Source organism: Luteolibacter sp. Populi, from assembly GCF_040801775.1.
Classification (GTDB): domain Bacteria; phylum Verrucomicrobiota; class Verrucomicrobiia; order Verrucomicrobiales; family Akkermansiaceae; genus Haloferula.
In genome coordinates, this window is record NZ_CP161812.1 from 715,126 (window position 1) to 728,884 (window position 13,759).

At 65.2% G+C, this 13,759-nt stretch carries 7 protein-coding genes; all 7 read right to left on the minus strand.

The features are described 5' to 3' along the window. Nucleotides 1-48: 48 nt before the first annotated feature. The gene (locus ABWK72_RS02805) at nt 49-1,053 is read right to left on the minus strand and encodes an ABC transporter permease (RefSeq protein WP_367873261.1); all 1,005 of its coding nucleotides are present in this window, start codon (nt 1,051-1,053) and stop codon (nt 49-51) included. A gap of 20 nt (nt 1,054-1,073) precedes the next feature. Continuing rightward, on the minus strand, nt 1,074-2,009 hold the full coding sequence (locus tag ABWK72_RS02810; RefSeq protein ID WP_367873262.1) for an ABC transporter ATP-binding protein: 936 nt from the start codon (nt 2,007-2,009) through the stop codon (nt 1,074-1,076). A gap of 57 nt (nt 2,010-2,066) precedes the next feature. Then, nucleotides 2,067-2,384 carry a hypothetical protein gene (locus ABWK72_RS02815; protein WP_367873263.1) on the minus strand — a complete coding sequence of 106 codons (318 nt, stop codon included), beginning with the start codon at nt 2,382-2,384 and terminating at the stop codon, nt 2,067-2,069. A 22-nt stretch (nt 2,385-2,406) separates the two neighbouring features. Further along, on the minus strand, nt 2,407-3,243 hold the full coding sequence (locus tag ABWK72_RS02820; RefSeq protein ID WP_367873264.1) for a hypothetical protein: 837 nt from the start codon (nt 3,241-3,243) through the stop codon (nt 2,407-2,409). Beyond that, nucleotides 3,240-8,189: a cadherin domain-containing protein gene (locus ABWK72_RS02825; protein WP_367873265.1), complete on the minus strand. Its 4,950-nt coding sequence runs from the start codon at nt 8,187-8,189 to the stop codon at nt 3,240-3,242. The genes ABWK72_RS02820 and ABWK72_RS02825 overlap by 4 nt, the downstream gene beginning before the upstream one ends. Nucleotides 8,190-8,678: 489 nt before the next feature. Continuing rightward, nucleotides 8,679-13,115, minus strand: coding sequence for a M60 family metallopeptidase (locus ABWK72_RS02830; RefSeq protein ID WP_367873266.1), 4,437 nt, complete (start codon nt 13,113-13,115; stop codon nt 8,679-8,681). 15 nt (nt 13,116-13,130) lie between these two features. After that, complete coding sequence (locus tag ABWK72_RS02835; protein ID WP_367873267.1) at nt 13,131-13,586, minus strand: hypothetical protein; 456 nt, start codon at nt 13,584-13,586, stop codon at nt 13,131-13,133. Nucleotides 13,587-13,759 lie beyond the last annotated feature (173 nt).

The following is a 13,759-nucleotide window of genomic DNA, read 5'->3' on the forward strand; positions in this document are numbered from 1 at the left end:
CCGGACCTTTTCCGAGAAAGGTCCCTGCCTCTGGCGGCGAGCCATCTCTCAATAGTCCCGCCGACAAAAGACCCACGCTCCAAGCGATAGCATCACCGCCCCGAACGCCGCAGAGGTGCCGAAGACATACCACGCCGAGTGGCGCTCTTCAGCCTTCTTCGCCGCAGCCCGGGTCCTCGAGTTCGGCAAGCTGCCGGTCATCAGGTCCCACATGGAGATCCCGGACAGCATGGAATCTCGCTCTTTCATCACGATCAGATGCTTGAGATAAAGGGTGCAATCGCGGGTCTTCGGAAGCGGCGAGCCGATCGACCGGGCGACCGCATGCGCCTTCACCATTCCCTCCTCTGGCTTTGGCGTCTCCCCGGTAGTCTCCTTCACCCCTCCTCCACCGGACCAATCCACGTTCAATCCCGCCTCGGGAATCGTGTAGGCGAAGAGATAGAACTTCTCCTCGGTCCAATGACAAATCCACGACAGCACCCACATCAGGATCGCGCTCAAAAGCGCGATCAGGGTGGAGCGGGTCCAGATCCCCACACAAACGGCAACCGAATAGAGCAGGCCGAAAACAAAGGTCGTCACCGGCACCGCCCAGAAGAGCGTGAAATTCCACTCGTCGATCCGGAAACCGATCGCCAGGAACACCACCAGGGTGAAGACTCCCACCTGCAGCGCGACGAACAGCAGACCACCGGCGAACTTCGTTAAAAATAGCTGCAGTCTTCCGATCGGTTTCGACAGCGAGATCCCGATCGATCCCTCCGAGATGAAGTCGGGAAAGATCCCGGCGGTGGAAATCAAAGCCAGCCCCATGGCGAACCAGGCGAGCCATAGCCCCACCATCCCGTCCGTGAACAGCAACACATAGAACGCGGCAGCCTCGGGCTGGCCCTCGCGCAGGATCGGATTCTCAAACGACTTTGCCCCGAAAAACAAAGTCATGCCCTCCTTGTCGAAGCCGATCGAAGCATAGGCGATCGCCACCACCAGCGAGATCCCGAAAGTGATCCAGAACAAACGCCGCGCCTTCAGCAGGCGGAAAGAATCCATCAGAATCGCTAAAACCGCATTCACTTCGCACCTCCTTTCGCCATCTCGCGGGCGCTGTTGACCGCCGAGAGGAAGAGCTCCTCCAGCGACTGCCGCGATTCCTTCAATTCCCGGATCACGATGCCCGCCGTCCGCAGAGCATCGATCACTCCTTGCACCTCCGCCGCATCCTTCGCCGGAATCAGCAGGCGGTCGCCCGCCACTTGCAGGCCCGCAGCCTCAAGCTTCTGCCGCAGGTCGAGCGGCACCGGACCCTGGGTCCGCAGTTCATACTGCAAGCCCGCGCCGGTGAGCGCTTCCACCGAGCCCGAGCGGATCACATTGCCATTCGAGAGAATCGCCACCTGGTCCGCCACCTGTTCCACCTCCGCCAGCAGGTGGCTGTTCACGAAAACCGTGCGGCCCTCCGCTTTCATCGCCTCGATGATCTTGCGGATCTCGATCCGGCCTTCCGGGTCGACACCGTTGGTCGGCTCGTCGAGGAACACCACCTCGGGTTCATTCACCAGCGCTTGGGCGAGACCCACGCGCTGTTTCATGCCCTTTGAGTAGGTGCCGATCTTCCTGTCACCCCACTCGGCCATCCCGACCAATGCCAGCAGACGCTTGGTGCGCTCCTTCGCGGTGGCGCGCGCCACACCGGCCATCCCCGCGGAGTAGCCGATCACCTCCTGCCCGGTCAGATAGTCGGGAAACTTCGCATGCTCCGGCAGGTAGCCCACTTGCGCGAGGGTCTTGCGGTCGCCGATCTTCCTGCCGAGCAAGGTCCCGCGGCACTCGGTCGGCCGGATGATCGTCAGCAGCGACTTGATCAGCGTGCTCTTGCCCGCGCCGTTCGGGCCTAACAAGCCGAACACGCTGCCCTTCGGCACGCTCAGGGAAACGCCCTTCAGCGCCTCGAAGCCGCCGCTGTAGCGTTTCCGCAGGTACTCGATCTCCACCGCGACTTCTGCCATAGTTATGGCAGTTGAGCGGGAGCCCCGGATTTTGCCAAGTGGGAATCGGGCAATGAATTACCATCCGCCCCGCGTGACGACACCGACGACGATCAAACCCAGCACCGCCACCGCGGTCGCCCACCAGTACCATTTGATCCCGGTCTTGCGGTGCGGCTTGCCGCCGAATTCGCGGGCCACGAAGTCGTCGTAGTCGAAGTCTTCGCCCGGCAGGTCGAGCCCGTCTTGCGCGGAGTCCTGCTCCCAGCTCCGGCGGCTGCCGGAGGCCGCGCTCTGCTGCCGCTTGCGGCGCTTCGCCGGCGGGTTGCAATGAGGACACCGGCGCGAGCCCACTCGCACTTCCTTGTCACAACCGGGACAGAGGTAGGTATCCACACTCACAGTTCATACCATGCACTCAAGGCGGCGGCTGGGCCAGCAGCTTTTCGAGCGCACCGCGGATTTCCACGTTCCCGAAGGCCGCGACTCCCTGCGTCCGCAATGCCGGGCTCGCCCTTCTCAAGGAATCCGCAACCGCCACCAGGCACTCGGTCCGCAGCATGTCATCCCCGCGCGCCTCGATCCACGCCGCCGTCGCCGGGGCATCCTTCTCCAGCCAAGCGGCGAGCGTCACCTTCAGCCCGGCACTCCGCGCCGCTCCCGCAGGGAAATCGCTGCTCCACTCGGCAGCCGCCGCCGGCTCGGTCTGCGACCAGCGCTGGAGCACCTGGACCACCGCCCGGTCGCGCGGGGTACCCGCGGGAATTTCCTCCGCGATCAAGCGCGCGGCACGCTCCGGCTCCTTGTTCGAAATCACCACCGCCACCCGGCCCAGCGCTTCGGCGCGCTCGCCCTCCGCGAGCGTCTTCGCCCACCCGATCGCCTCGTCCGGATTGCTCTCGGCCAGCCGCATCGCGAAGTGCGCAGCCAGCCGCTGTCTCGCCGCACTGTCCGGTGCCAGTTTCTCGAAGGCGCTGCGAGCCAGACCGGCATCCACGTCGATCCCATCCCATGCGACCTGCTCCAGCGCCTTCTCGCGCGATGCCGCATCGGGCGTGACCAAGGCATCCTCGAAGCTCCGCTTCAAGGTCCGCACCGCATCCCCATCGTCCCCTTCCCCGCGCTCCGTACGATCCTCCGAACGCGCGGATTTGTTCCCGTTCGCGGACGGAGCCGTCCCCTCCGCATCCTTCTTGCCGCAGGAGGAAGCCGCAAGCGCGGCGAGCAGCAGGATCAAGTGACGGGCGCGGATCAAGGCACGAGGGACACGTTGCTGAAGCGGGCTTCATTCAGCGTCCCGGAACTGCCGCTGGCCACCGCCAGTCCGAAATAGCAGGTCTCCGGCAACGCCGCCGTCAGGCTGCCGATCTGGACCCAGCTTGTCCCGTCGAAACTCTTGTAGGCGGTGATCACATCACCGCTGCGCGTCAGCCGCACCCAGGCATCCGGGAAGGCCGCACTGCCGCTCGCGCTGGTCGAAGTATTGCCATTGAGCCCCGTGCGCCGCACCCAGCGGAAGCTCCCTTCCCCGCTCAGCCCGAGGAAGACGTGCCGCGAATTGGCGGCGAGCGAATCGCGGATCATCACTCCGGCCCGCGCCAAGAGCCCGGTATCGTCCATCGCGTCCACCTTCGCCGTAATCATCCCGTCGCCGCTCAGCGGCTGCCACACGAATTGGAAGGAGTCGGCGCGCGCCTCAAGCCGACCTGCGCCGGAGATCAGGAACTCGCCCTCCCCGGGTGCCGAGCTCGAGCCCTCTAGCGCCGTCCCTACCAAGGTCGCGTCCCAGGGCAGGGGCAGACCCGCCGCCTCCACATCGATCTGGAAAATAGCCTCCGCGGAATCGCCGGCCAAGTCGCTCACCCGCACCTTGAAGACATTCGCCCCGGAGCTTCCCGCGGGTGGCGTCCCGGAGAGACTCCCGTCCTCCGCGACCAGCAGCCACTCCGGTCCCTCGATCTTCATGAAGACCAGCACGTCGTCCGCATCCTCATCGCTCGCGAGCAGCGGCCCTGCCGTAAAGGCCTCGCCCTCGCGCCCGTGTCCGCCGCCGTCCAGCGGATCTTCGGCGAAGAGCGGCGCGTCGTTGGTGTTGATCACCGTGATCAAAAGCTCCACCTCATCGTAGAGACCCTCCGCATCGGTCGCGCGGATGACGAAAGGGTTCTCCCCGATGTCACTGCCCTGCGGCGTGCCGTGCAGCGTGCCATCGCTGTCCACGGTCAGCCAGTCCGGGCCGGAAAATTTGGTGTGGACCAGCACATCGCCGTCATCGGGATCGGTCGCCGCCAGCAACTCCTCGAAAGGCAGGTCTTCCGCCACCTCGCGAAGGACTTGCCCGGTGGCGAAGACCGGCGCTCGATTGGTGCTCAGCACCGTGATCGTGACCGCGATGCCCGCCGTCTTGAAGGGGTAAGTCCCCGCAAGGCCCCGGTCCTGCGCGCCCACGCTCAAGACATGCGTGCCGATGCTCAAGGCCCCGGGATCGAGCACCGTGATGGCCCCGCTCGCCGGGTCGATGGCGAAGGCGGCATCCCCGGCAAGGAACGAGTAAAGCACGCTTTCACCCTCGGGATCACTGGCGGGAACGGTGCCGATGACCGAGCCCGTCGCAAGCCCTTCCAGCACCTCGAATGCCAGGGGGGCCGGCTGCCCGAAGTCCGGCGGGAGATTGATGTCGAAGGGCTCCAGGCATTCACCCGGAATCACCGTCGGCGTGAAAATGTCCGGCCCGGTCCAAGCAACCTGCACGTGATCCGATCCGGCGTCTTCCTTCTGCAAGGTCTCGATGTAGTAGGCAGTCCCCTCTTCCAGATACACCGCGGCGGATTCCTGGGACGCGTACTTGGTCCACTGGTTATAGTAGGTCCAGCCATTGACGCTGGCGATCTCCACCGCGCCCGCCGCGCCGGCATCCGCACTCAGCTTGAGCTGCGCCTTGTCATTGGAGGCCAGGTAGAAGGTGTAGTAGCCGCTGGCAGGCGCGGTCACCAGCGCCCGGATGCGGGAACCGTAGTGGTCGCCCATATTCGCCCCGCTATCGAAGTCGGACAGCGTCCGCGTGAGATCGGGATGGAATGGATATCCGGCGCTCGAGGTAAGATCTTCCAGCGTCGTTCCTTCGATCCCGTTCCACACCTGCTGCCGGATACCGCTACCGGCGATTACTCCGGCTGGCATCACGTGAATGGAAACTTCCCCGCTGCCGCTCCGTGACGGCGCGCCATCATCCACCACGCTGACCAGGAGCGTCCGCTCCGGCACCGCCTGCGCGTCTAACAAACCGGCCAGGGCGATGCGGATCGCACCCGTGCCCGGATCGATGCTGAAGGCTCCGTCCTCGTTCCCCGCCGTGATCGCATGGCCGCCATGGCTGTCGCCGGCGTTCGCATCGCTGACCTCCACGCTCCCAACTTCCTGCCCGGCGAACGCATCCTCGCCGATGGCGAAATGGCCGGTGACGGACGGGGCGTAATTCCGCGACTCCGGCGCGAGATACTTCCCGGTGAGCAATTGCTTCGCGATCCCCGGGCCGGAGAATGCCACCGAAATATGATCCGGCCCGCTCGCCTCCTTGTGCAGCGCCTCGATATGAAAAGCCTCGCCCGCCGTCAGGAAGATCGGAGAGGAGCGGTAGGGCACGCCATCCGCCCAGGTGTGCGGCTCGATCGAACCGCTCAACGAGGCGATCTGCGTCGCTCCCGTCTGGCCCGGTGTGGAATCGAGCCAGAGCTGGCTGGACCCGTCCGAAGCGATCCAGAAACGATAGTTCCCGCTCACCGGCGGGATGAAGTAGCCATGCAGGGAACTGCCGAAATTATCACCGTGCGTCCCGGAATCGAAGTCGGGCTGGAATTCCTCGCTGTCGGGACGTTCCGGCCATTGCGCCACCGCATCGGTCAGATCGCTCACCGCGCTTCCGGGAATGCCCTCATAGTAGGTCCGCACGATCCCTCCCGGCACATGATCGGACACGATGTTGATCACGGTCAGGGTCACGCTGCTGCTGCCGGTGAGCGGCGGTGAACCGTGGTCGCTCACCTCGATCGTCAGGGTCACGGGCGTATCTTCCGCTACCTCGCCGATCCCCGTTTCGGAAGTTGAAATCCATCCGCTGTCCGGATCGATGGAAAACCATCCGTTCTCGTTGCCACCCGTCATCGCATAGAACGGCAGGTCGAAGTGATCGGCATCGGTCGAAGGAATGGCCAGCAAGGCCGTGCCGGGCCGGGTCCTTTCCAAGACGGTCGCGGAAAGGGTAGCCGGGACCGGCGCCTCGTTGAGGTCCGCCACCGTGATCACCACCCGCAGCACCTCGCTCAGCCCGGGCGTATCGGCATCGGTGATCGACACCAGCAACTCGAAGGTCGCCGGATCGTCCCAGCGCGTGGACAGGGTTTCGAAGTCCAGCTTCGAGGCATCGGCCACGCTCAAAACGCCCGTGTTCGAATCAATCGCGAAGGCCCCCGATCCATTCCCGGAAAGGATCGCCCAAGTCAGCACCGCGCTCCCGTGATCTTCCACCGGCACCACGCTGGCCACCGCCGAGCCCGGGCCGCTATTCTCGTCCACCGCGAAGCGCAGCGGCTTGACCCCGCCGGCGACGCTGCCGCTGACGAAGTAAGTGCCCAGCGATCCGTAGTCGGTGTAACCGTCTAACAAGGGATTGCCGCGCCCCGTGCCGCTGACCCGCAGCAGATATTCGCCGGCCGGCAGCACCGCATCCAGCGTGGCATGAAGCGTTGCATCCGGATCCGCAATCGCCACCACATCGCCGCTGGCCGTATCCACCAGTTCGGCCAGGACATCGAGATTCGGATTCACCGCCACCGGATCGACCCGCAGGCTCACCGCGCCGCCGCTGGTCTTGAAACGGAAGGCATCCACATCGGCGCCGGTCTCGATGATGCCCTCGTTCGAGACGCTGTCATCCCCCGCGATTTCGAGGTAGCGCGCGGTCTCCAACTCATCGCCGGTATCGTCGCTGCGATAGTGGACGTCGTTGTTCGAGACGATGATCGCGAGGTCGTCCTGGGTCCGGTTGGCGAGGGCATACTCGCCCTTCGACCACTGGGTCACGTTCTGGTAATAGGCCGTGCCCATGATCGGCGCCCAACCGGTTTGCCCGGAGCCATGGCCGAGATAGTATTCCCCCGTCTCCACCGGCAGCACGTTGCGCCCGTCGTGCGCAAGGCCGAGCGTGTGGCCGACCTCGTGGGAAATCACCTCCGCGCAGTACTTCCCGGTGCTGTAAAAGGACCAGCAGGGAACGTCCGCCGTGAAGTTGAAAGTGCTGACGTGGGCCACGCCGCCGGCCCCAGGAGCGGCAGTGTCGGTAGGCGTGATGATCACGTGCTGGCGGCTGCCCGGTGCCGCATTGTCGAAGATCCGGCGGTCGGTGGTGATGTTGAGATTAAAGCCCTGGAAGTCCTCGCAGACCATGTCCCAGACCACCTTCACCTGCTCGTTCGTCACGCCCGGCGCGGCGGCATCGAAATCTCCCCAACTCGGGAATGGGCCCTTCTCGCCATCGAAGTCCAGGTAGATCACCGCGCTCGCCCCGGGCAGGCTTTGCAGCGGCACGATGTCCTGATAATCGGGCAGCGGGATGTCGATCGGATGCGCCGCGGGAGCGAACTCGGCAGCGGCATCGTCCGCAGCCATCGGCTCGGGCCTGCGGTAGTTCACACAGATCACTTCATCCCGGTCGGTCTTCACCAGTCGTGGCGTCCGCCCGGGTCCGGACGGCTCCACCTTCCACGCCCCTTCCTCGCCATCGAACAGGAGATGCCCCACCAGACTCCCGGCGACCCCTTCCCGAGTCTGGCGCAGGAAAAAGAAGCGGCCCGGCTTCGGAGCTAACAGGCGACCCTCGATCATCAGCACGCCCCGCTCGTCGGAGCTGACTCTCGTCGCCTCGCCGTCTGCCACGCTGCCGTCCGGCAGATCGATATGAAACGCGCCGTCCTTCACCGCCTCGCCCAAAAAACTGTCGTTCAGCGCCATCCCGCTTTCGTCCCCAGGCCGCTCCGGACCTTGCACTTCCTGCTCGCGATGCTTCCCGGACTGCGCATTATCAGTGACAATCTCGCCCCGGCCCCCGGCAAACACGACCCCACGCGGCTTCGGCGCATGCAATGCAACGAAACCTAAGGTTGCGCTGGCCAGCAACGCGGCCAAGATCGCGGGATTCCGCTTCATCGGGGGTGATAATCAACCGAAGTTGACCGACAAATCCGATCTTGCAGATTGCAGTGATAAGTGCAAGCCCCGAAAAGTGACGATTCGGGCTGTCTGACAACTCCGGAGGCAGGGACCGTTCTCCGAAAGGTCCGGCTGGGGACGGCCCGAGGCCGCGCCGAAAAGGTGGTCCGCACAGTCCTCTGTGCGGCGAATGGCCCCCCCCTGCCGACCCACCGACCGGTCCCCCTCCCAGCGCCGGAGGTGCGTCGGAAAGGTGGTCCGCACAGTCCTCTGTGCGGCGAATGGTCCCTCCCTGCCGACCCACCGACCAATCCGCACGGTCCCCCTCCCAGCGCCGGAGGTGCGTCGGGTGGGGAAACCACCGGACCCCGTCACAACACGATTCCCGCCCCGGAGGGCCGGCGGAAATGCGCTTCTCACCCTGGATCGACCTCCGTTCCGACATGGCCTTGAGGCCATGGTCTGCGCTTCTTCAACGAAAGTTCCTCACTCCGTCTCCTTCACCTCCACCCGCAAGAAACCCCGACCCGCCAGCTCGTCAGAAACATCCAACTTGAAGCTACGATACTCATACCCATCCGGCGCGTCGTCCAGATTCGTTACCAGCGGCTCAACCACCGAAACCGCGCTGGAGAAGCCGCCGAGATCAATGCTGCCCTCCACCGTAACCGTGTAGCCGCCGTAGCTGGCTGCGGGCGAAGGATTGCCGCTGAAGCCGGGCGTGTCCTTGAGCACCGCGATGGTCAGGACCAACTCGCGGGCCGTGCCGGAATCGCTGCTGTCCTCGGTGCGCGCGAAAACCTTGGCCCGGTCCGCGGTGCTGTTAGGCAAGCCGCCGAGCGCGAACTCGATCGCGTTGCTGTCGCCGTCATGGTCGGGATCCGCATCGGGTCCGATGACCGCCGGGTCGGTCACATCGCCGAAGATACCGCCGATCCAGTTGGAGAAGGGCGATGCGCCTCCCTCGACCTCGATCACCAGCGCCGCGAGGTCGAAGGCACTCCCGTCGCTCGCCCGGATCGTGAAGGCGTTGCTGCCCGCGCTACCGGGAGGCGGCGTGCCGCTCATGCTACCATCCGCCGCCACGATCAGCCACGGAGGGCCATTCTCCTTTGAATAGGTCAAGGCATCGCCATCAATGTCGCCCGCCGTCGCCGCGACGCTGCCCGTGAAGGCCGCGCCTTCGGTCGCATTCCCTCCCGCGATCGGGTCCACCGTGAAGACCGGCGCATCGTTCACGTTCGCCACCGTGATCGGGAGATCCGCCTGATCGCTAAGGCCCGTGGGATCGGTCACCTTCACCACCAAGCTATTCAGCCCCACATCATCGTTCGTGGGCGTGCCGCTCAGCGCGCCATTGCTCGCCACCGCCAGCCATGTCGGACCTGTAATCTTCGAATAGATCAGAGTCCCGCCATCCGGATCGGTCGCCTCGCCGGAGAGCGTGCCGGAATAGGCCACCCCCTGCATTCCCCCCGCCTTGACGATCGGATCAGCCGTGAACACCGGCGGGTCCGGCAGGTCATTGCTCATCGCCACACCCGCCTGGTTCGGCACCAGGTAGGCACCCGCCACGATCGCCCGCGTGCCGATCCCCGCGCCCTGCCAAGCCACCGAGACATGGTCTCCGCCGCCGCCTTCCATCTGCTGCGCCTCGAACCAATACGCCTTCCCCGCTTCCAAGCTCACCGGCAGCGAGCGCTGGCCGCCCTGGCCATCGAAGGACTGGAAATTCGTATACCCGGACACCCTGCCCATCAGGACCCGGCTCGCTTCGGTCTCATCCGTGCCGAGGTAAAAGCGGCAATCGTCATCTCCCGAAACCCAGAAGGTATACTCCCCCGAAACCGGCGGCACCAGCCAGCCTAACAGACGGCGGCTGTAGTTCTCCGCCACGTTCTCGGTGCTGGTCGACGAGGTGAGACTACCCGTGTAACTCGTGGCCCCGGTCCAGGTGTTCGTCGTGTACTTCGTGGTCCCCGTCCAGCGCTGTTCCCGCAGGCCCGGCGTGCCGTTCGCCAGCACCCGCACGATGGCGTAGCCACCCGCTCCCGCACTGTCCGTGCCCGAGACCACCAAGGTCAGCACCGAGGCCGCCGGTAGCGCTGCCGGCGTCTGGAGCACGAGCTGCCCGCTGGCATTCACCGCGAAGGCCCCCGAGCCATTCCCCGACAAGATCGAAACCGCCGTCAGCGTGCGCGTCACATCCGCGATGATCGCTTGCCCGAGAACGGTCCCCGCCCCCATCACCGAAGTCGCGTTCAAGACCGCCGTGCCACCAGGCAGCGGGCCTTCCACCACATTGCCGACATTCACCGTGACCGTGCGCGAAACCGTCGTCCGGTTCACCCCGCCATCGTCCACTTGGATGCCCAAGCTGTAGCTCGCCACCTTCTCGCGATCCAAGCCGCTGGCGGAGACCTTCAACTCGCCCGTACGCTTGTCGATGAGCACCCGCCCCTCGGTATTGCCGGAAGTGATCGACCAGGTGAACAAGCTGCCCGGCTCCTCCGCATCGCTCACGCTCAGGTCCGCGATCAGCGTGCCCGCCGCCACGCTCTCGCTGGCTGTTAGAACGCCGGGATCGCCGATCGAATCCACTGGCGAGTTGTCGATCCACACCGGGTAGCTCTTGGCCGCGATGTGATCCTTCGCCGTCTGGCTGATCTCATAGCCGCGGCCCGTGACGCCGATGCCGTAGCGCTGGAAGTAAGTATCCAGATTGCGGCCCGTGGCGTCGCAGAAAATCACGTAGAAGCGGTTCCGCTTCGCCTGGTCGCTGGTCCCGCTGAAGGAACTCAGCGCCGCATCCGTGCCACCCTGGTGCCAGGCCATCAGCCGCGATAGCGCAGTGCGATACGCGGTCCAGCCGAAGGCTTCGGAGAGGTTGAAGTAGAAGTCGTAGCCGGTCGCCCCATCGCCACAGGCAGTGCCCCAGAGTTGGCTCGCCGGGGCCAGCGCCATGAAGGCGGTGCGCTTGCTCAGGCGGTTGCCGCCGTTGAAGGTCCCGTGGATGTCGCCGTCCCAGCAGGTGTTGTCGTGGACCAGGTTGTGCAGGAGCGCGGGCACCAGGTTCACGTCCACCTCGCCATGCGTCGCGATCCCGTAGTTGCCGTCGAAGCTGTCCTGGAAGGTGTGGCCGAGCTCGTGGTAGTAGCCCCAATCGCCGTTCTTGAGTGCATCGTCCACCAGCACGTCGCTATCGCCGTAGGCCATCATCACCGGATACCCGGCATGGCCGCCACCGGCGAGGATGTCGCGGTCGGACAGGGCCGACTCGCCGCGCTTGCGGAAGGCCGTGTAGCCCATCCGGTCGTCGGCGGTCTCCATCACCTTCTTCCAGTGCTGCGCCACCGCCTCGGCGGATGTGACGCCCTGCAGCTTCGTCCGCGAGACGTAGGCGGTGAAGGCCGGGGTATTGCCGTAGCCCGGGACATTCTCGGTCATGATGCAGCCCCAGGCACCGGGCAGGTTCTTGAGGGTCGCGTTCCAAGTCGCATCCGTATCCACGCCGAGCTGGAAGCAGGGAGCCTCCAGCGCACCGCTGATCGTCACATCGAAGTTCCCGAGGCTGGCACCCGCGGGCACCACGATCCACACGATGCCGCCGAAGACGTTGCCGGTCTGCGTCGTGACCTGAGTCAGCGGGATGCGCCTCGTGACTTTCGGGAAGCGGTTCCAGCGATCGAGGTGGAAGTTCTCGTCGATGTGGCAGCCGATATCGAGGACCACGCCCGCGGCCACCTTGTCCGCCGGGATCGTGACGGTAAGCGTCGCGCCCGGGGCCGCGTAGAGCCGGGTCTCCACCCGACGCCCGCGGCTGCCCTGGTTCATGAAAACGTCGGCTGGCACGGTGCCGTTCACCGTGAAGGTCTTCGAGACCGTGCTGCCCGCGGCAGGACTCCCCGGCCAATCGGAGGCAGAGGGATGCGCGAACAAGCCTGCTGCCGTCAGCGCGTCGAACTTGCCGGACTGGAAGCGTGCCAGCATCGCTTCGACCGGCTTACTCGCCTTCACCAGCGGTGCCGCCCCGGTCAGGGTGATCGTGCCGTAGCTTCCCTCCAGCGAATCGAGGCCGGCGATAACGTCGGCCTGCTGCGGCCGCACCGCCAGCACCCGGTCCACCGCGCCAGCCGCGATCACCTTCTCGGCCAGCGTCATCGCCGGTCCCGATAGTAACTGGTCGAGACCGTTGAGCGCGCTGTGATAGGCCGGGTAGGAAGCCGCCGCCACCGTGAAGCTGCCCGCATTCGTGCCGCTGCCGCTCACCGAAAGCCCGAAGGGTTCGAGCACCGCTTGCGCATCGGCGAAGGGCTGTGCATTGAGCGCCCAAGGCGTCGAGCACACCACCACCCCGCCGCCGGTCGCGTCGTTGGTGGCCGCGAAGGCGATGATCTTGGAAATCGCGGTGGCCGAGAAACCGCTATGAAAATCCCCCACGAACACGTCGCAGGTCGACAGGTCGTTCGTCGTGGTCGACATCGACGTCGTGATCGTTTTGGTCAGGAATCCCTTGCCCGCGAGGAAGGTCCGGATCGTCGAGCTGTTAGACCCGACCCGGATGGTCGATGGCACGGTCTTGCGGCTCGCCCACAGGATCGAGTTCACGAACAACTTCGAGGTCGTGTTGTTGCTGGTGTTGAAGAAGCCGGTATGAGCCGCCGCCACCGCACGGCTGCCGTTGGCGGCGCGGCCCGCGGCCAGGGCGGGCAGGTTGCCGCTATCGATCAGCACCGGGAACGCATCCCGGCCACGCACCGGAATCGAGCCTGGCGAACCGTAGCCATCCGAGAGCGTGCCCGCCGTGTCACCGATGATGGACAGGAAGTCCGCGGGGATCTCGGCTTGGGCGCGGGCCGGGCGGGGTGCCAGCAGCGCCACCGCGGCACAGGCCGCCGCGATCAGGGAGGGAATCGGTTTCATACAGGGCTTTTCCAACTAATCGCCGCCGGGCTTGCGCGGGATCTTGATCAGGACGGGTTCCAGAATCTGCTGGCGCTGTGCGGCCACCACCGCGTCCGCCGGCAGCTCCGGCCGGGACTTCGCGTGCGACCAATCCTTCACCACTGCGGCGGCGAATTGACGGCAGCTCTCTAACAAGAGGCGGGATTGGACTTCATCCGCTTGCAGGCCGTCGGAGAGCCGCGCGAACTCCATCTGCGCGTAATCCTCCCGGCACACGGCGAGTCCTCGCTCGGCTTCACACGCGGCACACTCCACGCCATGGCCCTCGTGACCGGCGGGGATCGCAGGCACCGGCGCGTGGCTGAAGTCGGGAGCCGGGGCTTGCCCGATGGCCATGGGCCGCTCAAGCACCGCCACTTTCTCAGGAGCCGCTTCAACCGGCTCGCGATGCCGCTGCGACCACCCGGCTACACCGATGAGGACAACCACGGGCAGTAAAAGCCACGGCTTGGAAGGAAGGGACAACCACGCCACATTCCTGTCTTTTATGGCTATTTCAAGCAAATAAGTGACACTTCTCGACTGACAGTAGAAGTCCCCGGCAAGGTCCGGTAAAATCCGGGAAGTCCCGGGGCTGCTTCACTTTACTCCGGTATGGAGGC